Origin of the sequence: Candidatus Kosakonia sp. 282A-S69 (assembly GCF_029433855.1) — a bacterium.
GTDB classification, from domain to species: Bacteria; Pseudomonadota; Gammaproteobacteria; order Enterobacterales; family Enterobacteriaceae; genus Kosakonia; species Kosakonia cowanii_A.
Window position 1 is genome coordinate 2,425,054 of record NZ_JAROAU010000003.1, and the last position, 21,353, is coordinate 2,446,406.

The 21,353-nt window shown below is 55.7% G+C and carries 16 protein-coding genes; 6 read left to right on the top strand and 10 right to left on the bottom strand.

Annotated features, from left to right (window positions below; translation table 11 throughout):
• Positions 1–12: 12 nt before the first annotated feature.
• The 6 genes from PU683_RS17180 to PU683_RS17205 form a co-directional block, all read right to left on the bottom strand.
• Positions 13–642: an HAD family hydrolase gene (locus PU683_RS17180; RefSeq protein WP_277173595.1), complete on the bottom strand. Its 630-nt coding sequence runs from the start codon at positions 640–642 to the stop codon at positions 13–15.
• Positions 639–1,715 carry a zinc-dependent alcohol dehydrogenase gene (locus PU683_RS17185; protein ID WP_277173597.1) on the bottom strand — a complete coding sequence of 359 codons (1,077 nt, stop codon included), beginning with the start codon at positions 1,713–1,715 and terminating at the stop codon, positions 639–641. Before PU683_RS17185 ends, PU683_RS17180 begins: the two co-directional genes overlap by 4 nt.
• Positions 1,715–2,974, bottom strand: a complete 1,260-nt coding sequence (locus PU683_RS17190; RefSeq protein ID WP_277173599.1) for a class-III pyridoxal-phosphate-dependent aminotransferase — start codon at positions 2,972–2,974, stop codon at positions 1,715–1,717. The genes PU683_RS17185 and PU683_RS17190 overlap by 1 nt, the downstream gene beginning before the upstream one ends.
• A gap of 1,478 nt (positions 2,975–4,452) precedes the next feature.
• A complete protein-coding gene (locus tag PU683_RS17195) occupies positions 4,453–5,223 on the bottom strand; it encodes an SDR family NAD(P)-dependent oxidoreductase (protein WP_277173601.1) in 771 nt (256 codons plus the stop codon).
• Positions 5,224–5,278: 55 nt separating this feature from the next.
• Positions 5,279–6,478: an arabinose transporter gene (locus tag PU683_RS17200; RefSeq protein WP_277173603.1), complete on the bottom strand. Its 1,200-nt coding sequence runs from the start codon at positions 6,476–6,478 to the stop codon at positions 5,279–5,281.
• A 66-nt stretch (positions 6,479–6,544) separates the two neighbouring features.
• Positions 6,545–7,867 carry an amidohydrolase family protein gene (locus tag PU683_RS17205; RefSeq protein WP_277173605.1) on the bottom strand — a complete coding sequence of 441 codons (1,323 nt, stop codon included), beginning with the start codon at positions 7,865–7,867 and terminating at the stop codon, positions 6,545–6,547.
• Positions 7,868–8,034: 167 nt separating this feature from the next.
• Between PU683_RS17205 and PU683_RS17210 the strand changes: the two genes are divergently transcribed.
• The gene (locus tag PU683_RS17210) at positions 8,035–8,943 is read left to right on the top strand and encodes a LysR family transcriptional regulator (protein WP_277173607.1); all 909 of its coding nucleotides are present in this window, start codon (positions 8,035–8,037) and stop codon (positions 8,941–8,943) included.
• Between the two features lie 217 nt (positions 8,944–9,160).
• On the opposite strand, the gene gsiD is transcribed toward PU683_RS17210, so the two are convergent.
• The 4 genes from gsiD to gsiA are packed head-to-tail and all read right to left on the bottom strand — an operon-like array spanning position 9,161 to position 14,488.
• Positions 9,161–10,072, bottom strand: a complete 912-nt coding sequence (gene gsiD / locus PU683_RS17215; protein ID WP_034813897.1) for a glutathione ABC transporter permease GsiD — start codon at positions 10,070–10,072, stop codon at positions 9,161–9,163.
• Positions 10,073–10,074: 2 nt separating this feature from the next.
• Positions 10,075–10,995, bottom strand: a complete 921-nt coding sequence (gsiC, locus tag PU683_RS17220; RefSeq protein ID WP_277173610.1) for a glutathione ABC transporter permease GsiC — start codon at positions 10,993–10,995, stop codon at positions 10,075–10,077.
• A gap of 49 nt (positions 10,996–11,044) precedes the next feature.
• Entirely contained in the window at positions 11,045–12,583 is a 1,539-nt protein-coding gene (gene gsiB / locus PU683_RS17225) for a glutathione ABC transporter substrate-binding protein GsiB (protein WP_277173612.1), read from the bottom strand.
• A gap of 33 nt (positions 12,584–12,616) precedes the next feature.
• Positions 12,617–14,488: a glutathione ABC transporter ATP-binding protein GsiA gene (gsiA, locus tag PU683_RS17230; RefSeq protein WP_277173614.1), complete on the bottom strand. Its 1,872-nt coding sequence runs from the start codon at positions 14,486–14,488 to the stop codon at positions 12,617–12,619.
• Positions 14,489–14,658: 170 nt separating this feature from the next.
• On the opposite strand from gsiA, the gene moeA reads away from it, so the two are divergent.
• The 5 genes from moeA to PU683_RS17255 all read left to right on the top strand — a co-directional run bounded on the left by moeA (position 14,659) and on the right by PU683_RS17255 (position 21,238).
• Positions 14,659–15,891, top strand: a complete 1,233-nt coding sequence (gene moeA, locus PU683_RS17235; RefSeq protein ID WP_277173616.1) for a molybdopterin molybdotransferase MoeA — start codon at positions 14,659–14,661, stop codon at positions 15,889–15,891.
• Positions 15,892–15,893: 2 nt separating this feature from the next.
• Complete coding sequence (gene moeB / locus PU683_RS17240; RefSeq protein ID WP_277173618.1) at positions 15,894–16,664, top strand: molybdopterin-synthase adenylyltransferase MoeB; 771 nt, start codon at positions 15,894–15,896, stop codon at positions 16,662–16,664.
• A gap of 185 nt (positions 16,665–16,849) precedes the next feature.
• A complete protein-coding gene (locus PU683_RS17245) occupies positions 16,850–17,749 on the top strand; it encodes a glycyl-radical enzyme activating protein (RefSeq protein ID WP_277173620.1) in 900 nt (299 codons plus the stop codon).
• A gap of 4 nt (positions 17,750–17,753) precedes the next feature.
• A complete protein-coding gene (locus PU683_RS17250; protein ID WP_277173622.1) occupies positions 17,754–20,186 on the top strand; it encodes a formate C-acetyltransferase/glycerol dehydratase family glycyl radical enzyme in 2,433 nt (810 codons plus the stop codon).
• 236 nt (positions 20,187–20,422) lie between these two features.
• Positions 20,423–21,238 carry a Cof-type HAD-IIB family hydrolase gene (locus PU683_RS17255; RefSeq protein ID WP_277173624.1) on the top strand — a complete coding sequence of 272 codons (816 nt, stop codon included), beginning with the start codon at positions 20,423–20,425 and terminating at the stop codon, positions 21,236–21,238.
• Positions 21,239–21,353: the final 115 nt, after the last annotated feature.

A 21,353-nucleotide genomic window follows, 5' to 3' on the forward strand; every position in this document is an offset into this window, starting at 1 on the left:
TCATTTCATGATTCAATTAAATATTGCGTCAAAAGCATCGATTTCATCTAAAGAGCCGATCACTTTGTGGGCATTAGCATAATTCTCGGTATTTGATAGAGCGTGAGGCCAGCCATAAACACGTCTAATGCCAGCTGCCGTTGCTGCCTTTATACCGAGATCTGTATCCTCAATAACAACTGTCTGGTCTGGATGAGCACCGAGAGACTGCAACATCGCCAGATAGGGATCGGGATGAGGCTTTGTGCGCTCGGTATCATCACCACTAATAAGTGGCTGCCTCAACTGCAATTCCAGAGTGGCTAAGTTAGCCAGACAGATTTCTCGCGGGGCGGTGGAGACGAAACCAAATGGGACATGGTGTTCAATCAAGCTCTGGATAAGCGAACGAATACCTGGGCGTAAATAACGAGGCTTAAGCTGATCCTTATAGGTGCTGACGATCTGGGCGGTGATTTGTTCATGTTGCTGAGCATCGACAGATAAGTTTAATAAAGTTTCCTTTACGCTCAGCCCTATAAGATCCTCGGGTGTAACACCTTTAGTATGCTCGGGCAGGAGCTTTTTAAGAACATCAAAGTGCAACTGCTCGCTATCAACAACGACACCATCAATATCAAAAATAACGTACAAACGGCTCATGAAATCGGCTCCTGTTGATTGGATGGGATTCGCAGTAGCACTTTACAATTTGGCTCACCGATTAATTGCTGCTTTTTCGCTGCTATGTCACAGCCAACCATGGCAAATGCCTGCAAGTAATCATCAAAACTAAAGATGTGACTGACCAGCTTAGCGGCCGGAATCTTGCCGTCCCTTATTATCGCGTAGGCGCGTTCGAAGCTTTGGTTAAGAGAATCGATTGAACCAATTACTGACAAACTTTTATCGGCGATTTTTAGCACATCCAGCCTGGCCGTATAATCTTTCAGAGCCACATTGAGCAACTTTCCACCTGGCGCTAAGCGATTAAAGACAACTTCAGAAAGATAACCACTGGTATCAACACACAAATCTAGCCTTTCATCATCACTGCCGTACTCTTCTCGCATAGCCGTCACAAAATCATCATAGATACGTCCATTTTCAGGAAGGATCCCTTTTGCAAACCGCTGACGATGCTCATTTTTTTCTACCAAAAAGGCCTTAACACCACGCAGATGTAGACACCACAGATAAAGCATTCCCATGGGGCCAGCTCCGATTACGCATGCTCGAATATTTGTATGCGTAATATTTAGCTTGTCTACACCTGTGATGGTGCAACTGAGTGGCTCGGTCAGGGCTCCCTCTTCGAAGCTAACGTGATCATCTAAATGCAGTAAGGCGCTCTCTTTTGCGAGGTACTGATCTGCAAAAGTGCCGTTATAGGAAACGCCAGCCTCAGTTCCGTGCTTACGCTCACAATGGTTAGGATTTCCTGTCTGACACATACGACACTCGTTGCAGGAATAAGTAGGGTTGATAACCACGCGGTCCCCCACCTTGAATCGGGTCACGGCTGTACCCACCTCCAAAACCTTGCCAGTTGACTCATGGCCCAACGTTGTTCCAGGAACAGCCACAGGATAATCACCTGTAATGATGCCCACATCCGTACCGCATAGGCCACAGACCTCAACTGAAACGAGCACGTCATCGGGATCGATACATTGTAAAGATGGCACTTCAACAGGAGATACATCCCACACACCGTTGAATTTAAGTACTTTCATCAGATTCTTCCCTGTGTAGTATTAAGTTTGCGTTCAAGTTCAATAAAAGTGCGATCCAGCTTGGCTGCGATCTCATCGATATGTTGGCATCCACAGATAATTGGAGGGCGTACTTTAATCGCGCGTCCCTTACCGTAACGCGAGCCTCTAATGACAAGTCCTAGCTCAGCTGCTATTTCAATAGCCATCGAAGCGATTTCTGGACTTGGTGTATCGAAACCGAACATGTAGCCCAACCCGCGAACATTAGTAATTAACGCATGTTTATTTTGCAGCTCGAGCAATGCATTACGCAGATAAGGCTCATTTAGTTGCACATTCTCGAGCAACTTTTCATCTTCGATGATAGAGATAGTTTCGTTAAGAGCGATCAGAGATAAAGGATTTGCGCCTGAGGTAGTGGAGTGTTCATAGGCTTCCAGCACATCCAGTTTGCGATTCATCAAAATACCGCCTGTGGGAATCCCTATTCCGCCGGCACCTTTGGCAAAAACTACGATGTCTGGTTTAAGTTCCTTCGCGTATCCTGTGGTTGCAAAAAAAGCGCCAGTTCGTCCAAAACCAGTCTGAACCTCATCAGCGATCAACACTATTTTGTATTTGTTGCAGATTTCGCGTATTTGGCGGTAAAACTCCACAGGCAATACTATGTTGCCGCCATTACCAAGGATGGGTTCGACAATGAGACAAGCTATGTTTCCGCTTGAGCCATAGTTGATGAAATCCTCTAACTCAGAAAAATAATTTAAGTTTAAAGAGCCGGTGCTTTGCTCTCCAGCGAGTTCACTATCTGGCACGGGTATCTTAAAAGAACCATCAATATTGGCGGTAAAATGGTGAAGACGAAATGCATTACCGGATATCCTCGCAGTGGCTAAAGACTGGCCATGGTGTGACATAAATAGAGAGATTACACCTGAGCGCCCCGTGTACTTTTGTGACATGCGGATAGCCCCTTCAACTGCACCGGACCCGGAAACGTCCCTGAGCCAGAGAGAATCAATTCCATCGGGTAAGTGTGGTTTGAGCCGTTTAAGGATTTGCTCAGCAATGGGTTTGGTGTAAGCAGAACTCAGATGGGCACAACGGTCAATTTGTTGCTTGAGTTTTTCAGTCAGTCGTTCATGGGTATAACCGAAAGGCAGGTTAAAAGTTCCTGAAGCTGCATCAATGATTACGCGTTCACCATCGTGCAAATAGGGCCCGTCCCCTTTATAACGTGAAATCATCTGCTCAAATTCATTGATTTTATTTTCCATAAATCATTTCCATTGTTATTTCAGATAAAATATGTCGGAAGCTTTAAGTATCTGACTTAAAGAACTTTTGCTTTACCACCCTTAGTAAACGCGGGGTGCTCTCAGTGATTAGGAAAAAACGCATATTGCTTATATAAGCAATAACATGACTTACCCTTAAAAAGGATATTTGTCGTTTAGGTTGCGTTTAATATTAAATATAATAAAAGCCATTAGCCCAATGACATTGTTGTAGATGCTTTTAAAAAACTTAGCAGCGTAATTTTCTGTTTAATAGCGTATTCCCTTTGTGGTTCGATCGTTAATTCGTCTGACGATGCTGAAAACTTAATGGGCTAAATGTAAAGCATAAAACCACACAGTCATAATGGAAATTATCGATCGTTTTAACCCTCTTGATAGCTTTTACCTATCATGTATAGATTAATGATCGTTGGTGGTAATCAATTAAGCGTATAGTTTTGTAGAGACTTTTAAAATTATATAGTCAAATCATGACATTATGTTTCTTTCACTCAAAGGTGTGAAAACTTACGTCAAGTTTTTTGGTCACTGACGCGAATACTCGCCTTTAAGGACTACTCACTTAAGCCGAATATGGAGAAAGGATCCTCAATGAAATAGTCTTTCAACTAAGAACATTGGAACATGAGCTTTTTAAAGAAAAGAAGGATCTCTAAATTTATTTTATCTGCCTTTTGACACAAGATATTTATAAAAATGAATATTTCTAACCTTTTTCGCGCGCTCATAATAGAGTTAGGGTGTCAGTTGCTCTGCGAAAATATTTTAATGAGCAAAAATTATTGAAAATACGCCAAACCATAAAAGAAGTGAAATTTCAACAGGATATAAACAAACAGGAAGTTATATTGACTGACTAGCGAAAAGTGCTGATGAAGTAAATATCAAAGACACACATTAAAAAGAAAATAAAATTATGAAAGAAAATACCCACTGTTTTATTTTTAAACAGGCAGCCCATTTACCAGAAGTACCACTGCATCCGTAAAAGTAGAACGGTAAATATTGCATGGGCAATGTTGAATAACAAACTCAGTTTAGAGTCATTGAAGCACAACTCCCTCAACCTCTATAAGATACTCCTGCATCTTATACACAATGTTTAAAGGCCCGCTTTTCGCTCAAAGCGGACCTTCAGTTCAGTCAGCTTCCTGCCAGCAGCAGTCCTTGTCTTTACCTCAAGCCGAATCAGAATATTCGCCATTTGTAATGACTGCATCCCATCACATGCATTAAGTAATGCCATTTTAATGAAGCGATGTGATGTTTGCGGAGCGTGAACATCGAGAGCTCATAAAGGGTGGATACCCGGTCCAGTGTCAACCGGGTAACGTTCATAATTAAAGGACAAGGCGCTTTGTTAACCGGCCATGCAACTGCTTACCGCAGGCCAAACAGTCAGGAACCAGGCTGGGAATACCGTGCCCCGACCAAAGCTGGTTAAACTTTCCTTATTACTCCGGCAACATAACCCCTGAAAGCTCAGCACAGATATGAAGCAGGCGATCCTGCAGTGCGACATCATGGGCCTGGGGATTCGCGGCCATGCGCTTCAGGTGATAGAAATATTTCCCTGTTACCTTTGCCTGCGGATCATCACTGGCGGCAAGCCAGGCCTGAGTCAGATGTGCCTGGTCCATATCGTCGGGCGCACCCGGGCCGCCCATTTTGGTTGGCACCCAGCCAGGTTCCAGGGCGTTGACGTGTACATCCCGCCAGCGACGCGCCACGGCAAAGGAGAGCATCGCGTCATGCAGTTTGCTCTCAGCGTAGGCGTCAGCACCATTCCAGGGCCGCTTGCGCCAGAGAATGTCGTCCAGACTGGCCCCAACATGATGATGCATACCGGAACTCAGATAGACGAGGCGCTGCGGACGCGCGATTAATGCGGTGAGTATGTAAGCAGAGAGTGTGTTGATTGCGAACACATGCGGCAACCCGTCGCGGATCACACGACTGGCTTCACGATAGCCCACTGCGGCGTTATGGATCACGGCATCGAAATGCCCCAGATCGTTAACACAAGATGCGGTTTCCTTCGCCCCTGCAATAGTTTCGAGATCGCCGACGACGACCGCCTCGGCCTGGGGTAAAGCACGCCGGGCATCTTTCGCACGATGGATATTACGCGCGTGCAGCACAACGTTATGCCCCTGCTGCACCAGCAGTTCGGCAGCCATCAGGCCGAGGCCGGTAGATGAGCCGGAAATAAAAATACGAGACATAGAACTTCTCCAGAGTAGTGCGCCGCCAGAGAGGGCTGACGGCATTATGTGATATTCAGGATTGGGCGCGGCGGGAGATGCTCGCGAGCAGCGCGCCCAGCAGCGCACACATCGCGCCACAAAGATAAACGGCGGCATAACTGTAATGGCCAGCGATAACCCCCGCGGCCGGACCGGAGAGGCCATAGGCGATATCAAGAAAAGCCACAAAGGCCCCCATCGCACTGCCGCGATTAGCCGACGGCACCCGACGGATGGCTTCAACACCCAGTGCCGGGAAAACCAGCGCACAGCCCAACCCGGTCACCAGCGCACCGGCAAGCGCCGCCCATTCATTTGTCCCCAGCCACAACATGGCCTGGCCGATGGCTTCAACCGTCAGCGACCAGATTGCCACGCGATAGCCCCCCATCCGGTCAGGCAGATGGCCGCAGAGAAGGCGAATGAAAATAAACCCGAGTCCAAAGGCAGTCATGACCAGACCGGCGTTTTGCCAGTGATGTGCCGCAAAGTAGAGGGAGGCAAAGGCGGTGAGCCCGGACAGGCCGACACCCTGCAGCATCAGCCCCAACCCTTCGCGCCAGATGCGCCCGATCACCCGATAAAATGGCAGTCGCGCACCTCCTGGCGACACATAAGCAGCAGAGCCCAGCGCGATCAACGCAGCCAGCACCGGTGCAGCAATGCAGGCCATCATGGCCACCGCGAGGCTGTAATGCTGATATAGCGCCATGCCAACCGGCGCGCCAATTGAGAGGGCCGCGAACATGGCAATGCCGGTCCATGACATCGACATTCCGGCCCGCTGCGGGCCAACCGAAGCAATCGACCAGGAGACACATCCCGTGACGAACTGGCTTTCGCCAAAGCCAGCCATCAGACGACCGGCAATGACGATGCCGAGGCTGGTGGTGGGCGAAAGATCCGACGCGGCAGCGGCCAGATACAAGCCACCCGCCAGCGCCGAAAGCAGTGCTCCTTGCAGTGCAGAACGCTTGCCGCCCTGCTGGTCAGTTACCCGCCCGGCATAACCACGTGTGAGCACGGTGGCCAGAAACTGAGTGCCGATCACCACTCCCACGACAAGGTTACTGAAGCCGAGATGACCATGTATGTATAACGGGATCACCGGCAATGGCAGGCCAACCGCCAGATAGCCAAAGAAGAGTGCGGCGATAACGCCCGAAGCTGGGCGGGGAAGTTGCGCGGGCGGGTTGTTTACCTGCGTGCTCCGCTTTAGAGCGAGATCTGGCATGGAAATCTCCTGTGCGAGAAAGGCATAAAAGTGTGATACGGCCCGCTGCGACGGGCCGCTCTGTCATCAGGCTGCGGTGAAGCGATCGACGTGCCAGCCGCTGGCTTTGATCAGGTAATCACGGGACGCCGTGATATCTGCCTCCAGTGCGGCCAGATCCACGCCAATCAGCTGGCCGGCGCGCTTACGTAACTGACCCGCCACCATCACCGTGTCCACGTCCGCGCGTTCAATCGCCTGCACCACCGTTCCGGTTACGTTGGTGACCGGGAAGACGGCGACGCCGCTGGTGCGCACCATGATGATGTCAGCCTGCTTACCTGGCGTAAGGGTGCCAATCTGGTCTTCAAGTCCGGCCGCGCGTGCGCCATTCACGGTCGCCGCCTTCAGCACCGCTGCGACCGTAATAGGTGCTGGTACACTCTCTTCGCCGCGGAAGCGCCGGTAGCGCATCGCTGAGCGCTGTTGTCCAAACAGCGCGTGCATTTCTCCGAACATATCGCTGCCAAACGCGGTATCCAGGTCGATGCCCAGCGCCGGCGTCAGTCCATGATTAACGGCCTGCTGATAAGCGAAGCTCTCGTCGTCGAAGCCAAACAGCGCATCCGAACGCGGATTAACGGTGACGTTAACGCCAGCTTCGGCCAGCAGCTGCCACGTCTCTTGCGGAACCCGTGAACAATGGTTAAAGATGTTGTGCTTGCCCAGCACGCCCGGTGTGGCAAATTCCGGGCCGAGCCTGGTCAGATCGCCGATAAACTCCGTCAGAATACGCATGTCAAGATCACGCGCGGCCTGCCACCACTCCAGATTAAGCTGACCAAACAGCCCCACACGCACCAGGCTTTCTGCGGTATTCCAGCGCTGCGCCAGTCGCGGCAGATCGCCCGGCAGATGCGCGGCTGATGCTTGCTTATCCATCGCCGCACCCACCATATGTAATGCGCGAATGCCGCTCTCCTGCAGGGCATCCAGCGCGGCATCAGTGTGCGCAGGGCTGCGCGAATTGTGGCAAGCATCAATAACCGTGGTGATACCCGCATCCAGAGAGGCCGCCGCGGTCAGTCTGGTGCTCAGATACATGTCCAGCGGCCGGTAGTGGGCACCTAGCTTCTCAGCGACAACATCAATGTAAGCAAACAGATCATCCACATCCGGCATCATGCGCCGCATGACACCCAGCCACATGTGATGATGGGCATCTATCAGGCCTGGCATAACGATATGGCCGGTTGCGTCGATCACTTCAGCATCATCCGCCTGCAGGATCGGACCAACCGCAGCGATCCGGTCGTTCTCGACAAGCACATCGCCGACATCAAGATTGGGGATATTGGCATCCAGCGTAAGGATGATGCCGCCTTTGAAAAGAGTGCGCTTCGTTGTCATGTCGTATTCCTCAGAATTAAGGGGTGCCATTCGTTGCGGAATTACCCGGCCAGAGCCAGGTAAACTGCGAGTCGCAACGATGTGGACGACACAATAGGTTGCGCACCATCTTTGATAAAGGTAGTTTCATTCAAATTATATTTGCTAAAAATCAAAGGTGGATTCGTATGAGTTTTGACGGAAGACTTCTGTCTGGACTAAGTGTGCTGGCCGCTGTTGTGGAAGCTGGCAATTTTAGCCGCGCTGGTGAGGTGCTGGGGCTATCTGCTTCCGGCGTCAGCCGATCCATAGACCGGCTTGAAGAGCGGCTCGGTGTGCGCCTGCTGAACCGCACTACACGCACCCTGAACCTGACGAGCGAAGGCAGAGCTTTATATGAACGCGCCGCGCCGCATCTGGAAGGCATTGAGGTAGCTGCGAGCTATGTCTCAGGTGCTGCCGTGGCGGTGCGGGGAGCATTGCGCGTCAGCGTGAATCCCATCTTCGCCCGCTACATTCTGGCACCGAAAATGCCGCTGTTGCGCCAGCGCCATCCGGATCTGACGCTGACGGTGGTACAGCAACCGGATGTCGGCGATCTGGTCAACGAAGGGATTGATATTGCGGTTCGCTTCGGCCCCCAACTGCCCTCCACCATTACATCAAAGCTGCTGCTGAATACGCGCGTGCTGACAGTGGCAGCACCTGCATATCTGGGGCAGCATGGTCGGCCAAAACATCCCGAAGATCTCACTCGGCATGAATGCATTCAGTACATTGATCCGCGCAGCGGTAAGCCGTTCGGGTGGGAATTTAGACGTGGCAGGGAGCGTCTGTCAGTAGCGACACAAGGACATCTGACTACGACAGATGTCGATCTTATGGTACAGGCTTGTGTGAGCGGCACCGGCATTGCGCAGGTGCTCTCTCTGAGCGTGGCGCAGCTGATAGCGGACGGAAAGCTGATAGAGCTTTTTCCGGAATGGCCAGGCGAGACCTACCCGCTATATGTTGCCCGCCCATCACGTCGTCTGGCACCAGCAGCTGTCGAAGCCTTTCTGAATTTTTGCACTGAAATCTGTAGCGATTTTGAATAGATCCAGACCTAAGCCGGAACACTCTGGTAATGAGGTCAGACCCGGTCTGCTTCGAGGGAGGTCGCTATTTAGCCGGAAGTCTAAGAAATTAAACGTCCGCTCCTTACGCAAAGCGGACCTTCTCTCTGAATAAACTTCTGCCTCACTCCCCTTCGTTAACGCTCATCTCAAATTAAATGTGGCTCGCTTTCGTTTTATCGACTCCGAACAGAGCGCCTCACCCCTTGATTTTCGGGTCCAGCGCGTCGCGCAGCCCGTCTCCCAGCAGGTTAAAGGCCAGTACCGTGACGAAAATCGCCAGCGACGGGAAGAGCGCCACATGCGGGGCGATCACCATATCTGCCCGCGCTTCGTTGAGCATCGCGCCCCACTCCGGCGTCGGCGGCTGCGCGCCAAGTCCAAGAAATGAGAGACTGGCCGCCGAGATAATCGAGGTGCCAATACGCATGGTGAAATAGACCACGATGGAGGAGACCGTGCCCGGCAGAATATGGTGGAAGAGGATCACCGCATCGCTGGCACCGATGCTGCGCGCCGACTCGATAAAGGTTTGCTGTTTCAGCACCAGTGTATTGCCGCGCACCAGCCGGGCAAATGCCGGTACGGAAAAGACCGCGACGGCAATAATCACATTCGCCATACCGCTGCCCATCACCGCAACCACGGCAATCGCCAGCAGAATACCGGGAAAGGCGAACAGCACATCGCAGATGCGCATAATGATGCGATCCCACCACCCTTCGTAGTAGCCCGCCAGCAGCCCCAGCACCGTGCCGATCGCCGCGCCAATCAGCACCGCGAAGACACCGGCTGCCAGCGAGATCTGTGCGCCCACCAGCACACGGCTGAAGATATCGCGCCCGAGCGAATCGACGCCGAACCAGTGCACCAGCGATGGCCCCTCGTTCAGCCGGTCATAATCGAAGTAGTTCTCCGCATCAAACGGGGCGATCCATGGCGCAATCACCGCCAGCAGGATCAGCAGCAGGACAAACAGCCCGGCGGTCATGGCCACGGGCTGACGGCAGAAGCGCCGCCAGAACTCGTGCCACGGAGTGCGCACATGCCCCGGTTTCACCGTGGGCATGGCATTTAAAATCGCCTGTCGACGCCAGTTTAACAATCGCATCCTTACTTATACCTGATAGCGGGATTAAGGGCGGCGTAGAGCACATCCACCACTAAGTTGATAAGAATAAACTCCAGCGAGAAGAGCAGCACTTCCGCCTGAATCACCGGGTAGTCGCGCATCTCAACCGAGTCGACCAGCAAACGCCCGAGCCCCGGCCAGTTGAAGACCTTCTCCACCACAATCGATCCACCGAGCAGGAAGCCAAACTGCAGCCCCATCATCGTCACCACCGGGATCATCGCATTGCGCAGGCCGTGCTTGAGGATCACCCACTTTTCACTGACCCCTTTTGCCCGCGCGGTGCGCATATAGTCCTCATTGAGCACCTCCACGAACGAAGCGCGGGTAAAGCGCGCCATCACCGCCGCCACCGCCGCGCCAAGGGTCAGCGAGGGCAATATGTAGTGTCGCCAGCTATCCGCGCCAACGGTCGGCAGCCAGCCCAGCTCGACGGAGAAGATCTGCATCAGCAGCATCCCCAGCGCAAAGGCCGGGAATGAAAGCCCCGTGACCGCCACCGCCATCCCCAGATGATCGGGCCAACGGTTGCGCCACACGGCGGCGGCGATACCCGCGCCCAGCCCAAAAAACATCGCCCACAGCATGCTGGTGAGGGTGAGCAGGAGAGTCGGCATAAAACGGCTGGCGATCTCTTCCACCACCGGACGGCGCGACGCCATCGACACGCCGAAATCCCCCTGCAGCACGTTGGTAACATAGTGCCAGAACTGCACCCACAGCGGCTGATCCAGCCCGAGCTGTCGACGCACCAGTTCAATCACCTCGGCGTCCGCTTCCGGCCCGGCAATCAGGCGGGCCGGATCGCCCGGCAGCAGGTGGACAAACAGAAACACCAGCACGGCCACAATCAGCAGCGTCGGAATCAGCCCCAGCAAGCGTTTAATAATATAATTCAGCATCTCATATTCCCTCACGCCGCCCCCTCTCCTGCAGGGCGGCGTGAGTTATCTATTGCAAATCAGCGTTATCAAAACTAAAGCCGGTATCCGGCATGATGTAAAAACCGGTCAGCTTTTTGTTATGGGCGGAAACCAGCTTCTCAACCACCAGCGGCACCCACGGCGACTCTTTCCAGAGGATATCCTGCGCCTCTTTATAGAGACGTGCTTTTTCATCTGTGCTGGTCGTCTTCAGCGCGTCAGCCAGATCTTTATCCACCTGCGGGTTGCTGTAGAAGGCGGTGTTGAACTGCGTGGGCGGCCAGTTCCATGAGGCAAACAGCGGCGAGAGCGCCCAGTCTGCTTCGCCGGTGGAGGAGGTCCAGCCGGTATAGAACATCCGCACCCCGCTCTGCTTCTGCCCTTTCGCTTCCACTTCCGCCGCGCGCTGCCCGGCATCCATCGCCGTGACCTGCACTTTAATCCCTACCTGCGCCAGCTGCTGCTGGGTAAACTGCAGCACCTTCTGCGCGGTACTGTGATTATGGGAAGACCAGAGCGTGGTGGTGAAGCCCTGCGGATAGCCCGCCTCTTTCAGCAGCTCGCGCGCCCTGGCCGGATCGTACGGCCAGGGTTGGTAGCTCTGCGAATAGGCAATGGTCGGCGGCAGCACGCCGGTCGCAGGCACGGCAAAACCGGCAAACGCCACTTTCACCAGCGCCTGGCGGTTAATGGCGTAGTTGATCGCCTCGCGTACTTTCGGGTTGTCGAACGGCTTTTGCGTCACGTTCATGCTGATGTAGCGCTGCATAATCGACGGGCTGGCAACCAGCTCCAGCTTACTGTTGCGTTTCAGCACCGCCGCCTGCTCATAGGGGATCGGAAAGGCGAACTGCGCCTCGCCGGTCTGCAGCATCGCCGCGCGGGTGTTGTTATCCACCACCGGGCGCCAGGTAATAGAGTCCAGCTTAGGTAATCCCTGCTGCCAGTAACCGGCAAACTTTTTCACCTTCACAAAATCGGTCTGGTTCCACGCTTCCAGCGTATAGGGGCCGGTACCGACCGGGTGGAACCCGATCTCTTTGCCATATTTTTTCAGCGCCGCAGGCGAAATCATCGCCGACGCCGGGTGAGCCAGAATATTGATAAACGCCGAGAAAGGCTGCTTGAGGGTGATCTTCACCATGCTCTCATCAACCGCCTCGGTGCTGGCGATGTTTTTATAGAGGTTATAGCGCTTAAGGCTGTTCGCCGGGTTGCTGGCGCGGTCGAGGTTCGCTTTCACCGCTTCGGCGTTGAAATCGGTCCCATCCTGAAACTTGACCCCTTTGCGCAGCTTGATGGTGTAGACCAGCCCATCGTCGGAGACGGCATAACTCTCTGCCAGCACGTTGACCAGCTTCATCTCTTTATCGAGGCCAAACAGCCCCTGATAGAAGGACTTTGCCACCGCCTGCGAGAGCGTGTCATTGGCGTCATAGGGATCGAGAGTGGTGAAGTTGGAACCGACCGCTACCACCACATCTTTCGCGGCAAATGCCGGGAGGACGGTCAGCGCGACAACCACGCCTGCAACGGCCCGCCAGTGTCGGGAAATGCTCTCTGTCATGCTGCTCTCCTGAAAAACCCTGTCTGTGATCAACTAAAAACGCGACTGCGTGCTGCCGGGCGTCGTTCTGGCGACGAAGTGACCCGGCCCCACATTTTGCAGCTGTACACGCTGCATGGTTTCACCGCGTTTACGAATATTGCTCGGCATATCATCGGATAAGAGCACCCGCTGCGGCGGCTGGTGGGCAGGATCGGCCACCGGCACCGCCGACATTAGCTTGCGGGTATAGGGGTGCTGCGGGTTTTCAAACACCGCGCGGCGCGGGCCGATCTCAACAATCTGCCCGAGATACATCACCGCAACACGGTGGCTGATCCGCTCCACGACCGCCATATCATGGGAGATAAAGAGAAACGCGATACCCAGCTCGCGCTGCAGATCGAGCAGCAAATTGATGATCTGCGCACGAATCGAGACATCCAGCGCCGAGACGGACTCATCGGCCACCACCACGCGCGGGTTCAGCGCCAGCGCGCGGGCAATGCAGATGCGCTGGCGCTGGCCGCCGGAAAACTCGTGCGGATAGCGCCAGGCGTGCTCCGGCTTCAGCCCGACGCGCTCCAGCAGCCACTCCACGCGCTGGTGTGCTTCCGCTTTGCCCAGAAGATTGTGCACGCGCAGCGGCTCAATAATCGAATCGCCCACCGTCTGACGCGGGTCGAGCGAGGCGTAAGGGTCCTGAAAAATAAACTGAATATCGCGGCGCACCAGCTTCATCTTATGATCGGGCAAGGTATCGATACGCTCGCCGTTAAAGGTGATCGACCCGCCCTGGCTCTCCACCAGCCGCAGCAGCGCACGTCCGGTGGTCGATTTTCCGCTGCCCGATTCACCGACAATCGCCAGCGTTTCGCCGGGCCAGAGATCGAAGCTGATGCCCTCCACTGCATGCACCTCTTTGGTGATGCGATTAAGCAAGCCGCCGCGCAGGGGGAAGCGCGCCACCAGGTCGCGAACCTGCAAAATCGGCTCCCCGGGTACCACGGTATCCTGCTCCGTTTCCGGCTCCTGCAGCTGCGGGTTTTTCACCGAGATCAGCGGGAAGCGGCGCGGCAGATCGCTGCCGTTCATCGCCCCGAGCTTCGGCACCGCCGCCAGCAGCGCTTTGGTATAGGGGTGCTGCGGATCGCGGAAGACGCGCTCGACGCTACCGCTCTCCACCGCTTCGCCCTGATTCATCACCAGCACGCGATCGGCGATATCTGCCACCACGCCCATGTCATGGGTAATAAAGATCACCCCCATCGACATCTCTTTTTGCAGCACGGCGATAAGCTGCAAAATCTGCGCCTGAATAGTGACATCCAGCGCGGTGGTCGGCTCATCGGCAATCAGCACCGCCGGGCGACAGGAGAGCGCCATGGCGATCATCACCCGCTGGCGCATGCCGCCGGAGAGCTGATGGGGAAAACTGGAGAGAATGGATTGCGCTTCGGGAATACGCACCAGGTCAAGCATGCGCCGCGCCTCGCTCATCGCCTGCTCGCGCCCCAGCTTCTGGTGGAGGCGAATCGACTCGGCAATCTGCTCACCGACCGGGAAAACCGGGTTAAGCGAGGTCATCGGCTCCTGGAAAATCATCGCGATATCTGCCCCGCGCACGCTGCGCATCTGCGAGGAGGAGAGCTTGTTAATATCGACCTTCTGGTGGTTGCGCCGTGTCAGGCAGATATGGTCGCAGTTCACTTCTCCGCCCGCCTGCTCAATCAGCTTAAGCAGCGAAAGCGCGGTGACCGACTTCCCGGAGCCGGATTCACCGACAATGGCCAGCGTTTCGCCCCGTTTCAGATTAAAAGAGAGGTTACGTACCACCGGGGTAAGCTGCTTCTCATGGCTAAATGCGATATTCAGATTGCTGACGTCAAGAACCACGTCCGCCTCTGGTTCAAAGCCTTGCGACACCCCACTCTCCTTTTCTGCGATAGCTGTATGCGCGAAAGACGATTTCTGAATATAGGAAGTCGTTACAACGATGTAAAGCAATGTGATAACAATGGGGTAGACGCAAGTCATATTGACCCTTCCCCTTTTCTGCCATAATGGCCGCTTCTCGCGTTGACTGGATAGAAATTATGGAATCTGCAAATGGCCTGATCTCGCTGGAGACGGCGCTGTCGAAAATGCTGTCACGCATTTCACCGCTCACTGAGCACGAAACTCTGCCACTGCTCGCCTGTTTTGGCCGCGTAGTCGCGCAAGATATTATCTCCCCGCTGAATGTCCCCGGCTTCGATAACTCGGCGATGGACGGCTACGCCGTGCGCCTGGCCGATCTCAATGGCGGCAACGCGCTGCCGGTGGCGGGCAAAGCCTTTGCCGGACAGCCCTTCAGCGGTGAGTGGCCGCAAGGCACCTGCATACGCATTATGACCGGCGCGCCGATCCCCGCGGGCTGCGAGGCGGTGGTGATGCAGGAGCAGACGGAGCAGTCCGGTGACGGTATCCGCTTTACCGCCGAGGTGCGCGCTAACCAGAACATTCGCCGTGCGGGGGAGGATATTGCCAAAGGCGCCAGCGTCTTTACTGCGGGCACCAAACTGACCGCCGCCGAACTGCCGGTACTCGCCTCGCTCGGTATCGCCGAAGTGAACGTGGTGCGCAAGTTGCGCGTGGCGCTCTTCTCCACCGGTGACGAGCTGCAACTGCCGGGCCAGCCGCTGGCTGACGGGCAGATTTACGACACTAACCGTCTGTCGGTTCATCTGATGCTGGCACAGCTTGGTTATGAGGTGATTAACCTCGGGATTGTGCCGGACGATCCGCAGAAACTGCGCGACACCTTTATCGCCGCCGACAGCCAGGCGGACGTGGTGATCAGCACCGGCGGCGTGTCGGTGGGCGAAGCGGATTACACCAAAACCATTCTTGATGAGCTGGGTGAAATCGCCTTCTGGAAGCTGGCGATCAAACCGGGTAAACCTTTTGCGTTCGGCAAGCTTACAAACAGCTGGTTCTGCGGCCTGCCGGGCAACCCGGTCTCTGCCACATTAACCTTCTATCAGCTGGTGCTGCCGCTGCTGGCGAAACTGAGCGGCAATTGTGCAGACGTTACGCCACTGCGTTTTCGCGCCCGCGTTATCGGTGGTCTGAAAAAGTCGCCGGGGCGTCTCGATTTCCAGCGTGGGATTGTCAGCCGCGGCGAAGATGGCACGCTTGAAGTGCGCACGACCGGCCATCAGGGCTCGCATATTTTCAGCTCCTTCAGCCAGGGCAACTGCTTTGTGGTGCTCGAGCGCGAGCGTGGCAACGTGGCCGCGGGCGAATGGGTGGATGTGGAGATGTTTAACCATCTCTTCGGAGGCTAACGATGGCAGAAGAGCTCAGCGACAGCGAGATGATGCGCTACAACCGGCAGATCACTCTGCGCGGGTTCGATTTTGAGGGCCAGGAGCGGTTAAAAACCGCGCGCGTGCTGGTGGTCGGGCTTGGCGGCCTTGGCTGCGCGGCGGCGCAATATCTGGCGGCGGCGGGCGCGGGCATGATGACGCTGCTCGATTTCGACACGGTGGCACTCTCCAACCTGCAGCGCCAGACGCTGCACAGCGATGCGGATATTGATCGTGCCAAAGTGGACTCTGCCCGCGAATCGCTGCTGCGCATCAACCCGCACGTCGAATATGTCACTCTCAACGCGCTGCTCGATGAAGCGGCGCTGTTTGCACAGATTGCCGGGCACGATCTGGTGCTGGACTGCACTGACAATGTGGCGATACGCAACCAGCTCAACGCCGGCTGTTTTCAGCATAAAGTGCCGCTGGTCTCCGGCGCGGCGATCCGCATGGAAGGCCAGATCAGCGTCTTCACCTGGGCTGCGGGCGCGCCCTGCTACCGCTGTCTGAGCCGCCTGTTTGGTGAGAATGCGCTGACCTGCGTGGAAGCGGGCGTAATGGCACCGCTGGTCGGCGTCATCGGATCGATGCAGGCGATGGAGGCGATCAAGGTGTTAACCCATTACGGCACGCCCGCCGCAGGCAAGATCGTGATGTACGATGCGATGCAGTGCCAGTTCCGCGAGATGAAGCTTATGCGCAACCCGCAGTGTGAAGTGTGCGGCGATGGCGCAACGCCCGCAGCTTAATTGCCGGTTGGCGGCGTAAACGCCTTATCCGGCCTGCGTATTGCCGTGGGCAAAAGTGTAGGCCGGGTAAGCGCAGCGCCACCCGGTGCTGCCCTTTTGACACAAAGCGTAAACCGCGACCCTTATCACAGCAACTTTCATTCGAAAGTTATTTAATCTCCATATGAAGAGCATGGAGATGTCCGATGATTTTCAATATTCAGCGCTACTCAACCCATGACGGCCCCGGCATCCGCACCGTGGTGTTTCTGAAAGGGTGCCCGCTGCGCTGCCGCTGGTGCCAGAACCCGGAGAGCCGCGCCCGCACCCGTGACCTGCTGTTTGACCCCCGCCTCTGCCTTGCGGGCTGCGACTTATGCCAGCGCGCTGCGCCTGCGGTGATTGAACGGGCGCAAAACGCTCTACTGATCCAGCGTGAAAAGCTTACCGATGAAGTGCTTGATGCCCTCACCGGGTGCTGCCCGACAGACGCATTGAGCGTCTGTGGCGAGGTGAAATCCGTGGCGGAGATCGTGGCAACGGTGCTGCGCGACCAGCCCTTTTACGATCGCAGCGGCGGCGGCGTGACTCTCTCCGGCGGCGAACCCTTTATGCACCCCGAACTGTCGCAGGCGCTGCTGCGTGAAAGCCACCAGCACGGTATCCATACCGCGGTAGAGACCTGCCTGCACGTACCGTGGCGCTATATCGAGCCCTCCCTGCCGTGGGTAGATCTCTTTCTCGCCGATCTTAAACATGTCAATGAGGAGACCTTTCGCGTCTGGACGCGCGGATCCGCCGCGCGCGTGCTCGATAATCTGCAACGCCTCGCCCGCGCCGGGAAAAAGATGATTATTCGCGTGCCGCTGATCCCCGGCTTTAACGCCGACAGAGCCTCGATTAACGCCATCACCACCTTTGCCGCCGACCAATTGCGCGTCGGCGAGATCCATTTTCTGCCCTATCACACGCTGGGCATGCAGAAGTTTGCACTGCTCGGCGAAACCTGTGCCGCCCCTGAAAAGCCGCTCGACGACCCTGAACTGCTGGCGTACGCCGCGGCGTTTGCCCGCCAGAAAGGTCTGGCGACAACACTGCGAGGATAAGACCATGACCCTGTTGCAACTTAACACGCTGCCTGAGCGCATCCGCGCGCATAAACAGGCGCTGATCTCGATGGTAAAACCGCCAGTCTGCACCGAACGCGCGCTGCACTATACGCAGATTTATCAGCAGCACATGGACAAGCCGCTGCCGGTGCGTCGCGCGCTGGCGTTAGCCCATCACCTGGCACAGCGCACTATCTGGATCAAACATGACGAGTTGATTATCGGCAACCAGGCAAGCGAGGTGCGCGCCGCGCCAATCTTCCCGGAGTACACGGTCTCGTGGATTGAAAAAGAGATGGATGAACTGGCGGATCGCCCCGGCGCGGGCTTTGCAGTCAGCGAAGCGAATAAGCGCGTACTGCATCAGGTCTGCCCGTGGTGGCGCGGCCAGACGGTACAGGATCGCTGCTACGGCATGTTTACCGACGAGCAAAAAGCCCTGCTGGCGAGCGGCATCATCAAAGCCGAAGGCAATATGACCTCCGGCGATGCGCACCTGGCGGTGAACTTCCCGCTGCTGCTGGAGAAGGGGCTGGATGGCCTGCGTGAGCAGGTGCGCGAGCGCCGCACACGTATTGATTTGACGCAGCTGGCGGACCTGCACGGCGAGCAGTTCCTGAAGGCGATTGATATCGTGCTTGAGGCGGTCAGCCTGCATATTGTGCGTTTTGCTGAACTTGCGCGCACCATGGCGGCAGAGGAGTCGCGCGAAAGCCGCCGCGATGAACTGCTGGCCATCGCTGAGAACTGCCAGCTTATCGCCCACCAGCCGCCGCGCACCTTCTGGCAGGCGCTGCAACTCTGCTACTTCATCCAGCTGCTGTTGCAGATTGAATCCAACGGCCATTCGGTGTCGTTTGGCAGAATGGATCAGTATCTCTACCCCTTCTGGCGTCGCGATGTGGAATTGCAGCAGACCCTTGGGCGCGAGCAAGCCATTGAGCTGTTGCAGAGCTGCTGGCTGAAACTGCTGGAGGTGAACAAAATCCGCTCCGGTAGCCACTCGAAAGCCTCGGCGGGCAGCCCGCTTTACCAGAATGTGACCATCGGCGGGCAGGTGTGGCACAACGGTCAGATCCGCGATGCGGTTAACCCGCTCTCTTACGCCATCCTCGAATCCTGCGGGCGGTTGCGCTCCACTCAGCCTAACCTCAGCGTGCGTTATCACGCCGGGATAAGTGACGATTTTCTCAAGGCCTGTGTGCAGGTGATCCGCTGCGGGTTCGGCATGCCGGCGTTTAATAACGACGAGATTGTCATTCCGGCGTTTATCGCGCTCGGTGTGGAGCCTGCCGATGCTTACGACTATGCGGCGATTGGCTGTATCGAAACCGCCGTCGGCGGCAAATGGGGCTACCGCTGCACCGGCATGAGCTTTATCAACTCCGCCCGCGTGATGCTGGCGGCGCTGGAGGGCGGGCGCGACGCCACCAGCGGCGAGGTTTTCCTCGCGCAAAACGAGGCGCTGTCGGCAGGAAACTTCCGTCACTTTGAGGAGGTGATGCAGGCATGGGACAGGCAGATCCGCTACTACACGCGCAAATCGATTGAGATTGAGTATGTTGTTGACACCATGCTGGAGGAGAACGTGCCGGATATTCTCTGCTCGGCGCTGGTCGACGACTGCATTGAGCGGGCGAAGAGCATCAAACAGGGCGGCGCGAAGTATGACTGGGTCTCCGGCCTACAGGTCGGCATCGCTAATCTCGGTAACAGCCTCGCGGCGGTGAAAAAGCTGGTATTTGAGCAGGGCCTTATCGGCCAGCAGCAGCTGGCAGAGGCGCTGGCGACGAATTTCGACGGTCTGAGCCATGAACAGCTCCGCCAGCGGCTCATCAACAGCGCGCCGAAATATGGCAATGATGATGAGCGCGTTGATGCCCTGCTGGTACGCGCGTATCAAACTTATATCGACGAGCTGAAGCAGTACCGTAACCCGCGTTACGGGCGCGGGCCGATTGGCGGCAAATATTATGCCGGAACGTCGTCGATCTCTGCCAACGTGCCGTTTGGCGCGGCAACGATGGCCACGCCGGACGGGCGCAAAGCGCATACGCCGCTGGCAGAGGGCGCAAGCCCGGCGTCCGGCACCGACCATCTTGGGCCAACGGCGGTGATCAACTCCGTCGGCAAACTGCCGGTTGAGGCGATCCTCGGCGGAGTGCTGCTTAATCAGAAGCTGAATCCCTCGACGCTTGAGAACGACGGCGACCGGCAGAAGCTGATGGCGCTGCTGCGTACTTTTTTTGAGGTGCATAAGGGGTGGCATATTCAGTACAACATTGTCTCGCGCGAGACGCTGCTTGCCGCGAAGCAGCACCCGGACCAGTACCGTGATTTGGTGGTGCGCGTCGCTGGCTATTCGGCGTTTTTCACCGCCCTGTCGCCGGATGCGCAGGACGATATTATTGCCCGCACCGAACATACGTTGTGATGTTAGGGTGAGAAACCATTACGCTTTAACCCACTATTTCGAATTGCAGGACGGCGGCAAGGTGGCCGCCTCCCCGGGAGTTAACAAAAAATCTATGACCGGGGTAAGCCACCGCAGCCAACCCACCAGCGGCTCGAAAGAGGACGGGTAAACTTTCGAATGAAATAAAATTTGTGCTTCAGGTCTCATTCTCTCTAGAATGTTGCTCCTCGTAATGACATTCAGGAGCGCTATATATGACCGTCAAAGTTATCGTCACTGATATGGACGGAACTTTCCTTGATGACGCCAAAAAGTACGATCGCACGCGGTTCATGGCGCAATTCGAGCAACTTCAGCAGCGCAATATCGAATTCGTGGTTGCCAGCGGCAACCAGTACTACCAGCTTATCTCCTTCTTCCCGGAGCTTAAAGATCGCATCTCCTTTGTCGCCGAAAACGGTGCGCTGGTCTACGAACACGGGCAACAGCTGTTCCACGGGGAACTGACCCGCCACGAATCCCAGGTGGTGATGGGCGAGCTGTTAAAAGGCGGTGGGCTGAACTTTGTCGCCTGCGGGCTGGAGAGCGCCTATATCAACGAGGCAGCGCCGCAGCAGTTTGTCGATCTGATGGCAGAGCACTACCACCGCTTAAAGCCGGTGCGCGACTTCACGCAGATTGACGATACACTGTTTAAATTCTCCCTCAACCTGCCGGACAGCGAGATCCCGGCGCTGGTCGATGAACTGCACACCTCGCTCGACGGGATTATGAAACCGGTGACCAGCGGCTTCGGCTTTGTTGATCTGATTATCCCTGGCCTGCATAAAGCGAACGGTATTTCACGCCTGCTCAAACGCTGGAACCTCTCCCCACAGATGTGTGTGACGCTGGGTGATAGCGGAAACGACGCCGAGATGCTGCGCATGACCGACTACTCCTTCGCCATGGGCAATGCCACTGACGCCATTAAAGCTATCGCCCGTCACCAGACCGATGACAATAATCGCCACGGCGTGCTGAATGTGATTCAGGCCGTGCTGGATAACACCGCCCCGTTCGACCGCTAATCCCTCTGCCGACGCCCCGGCGTCGGCAGGCTCTTCCCCCCTTTTCCCGCTTTGTGCAATTCATCAAGTTTTTAAACTTGCATTAACTTATTTTTAACTTAGATTGTCATTTGTA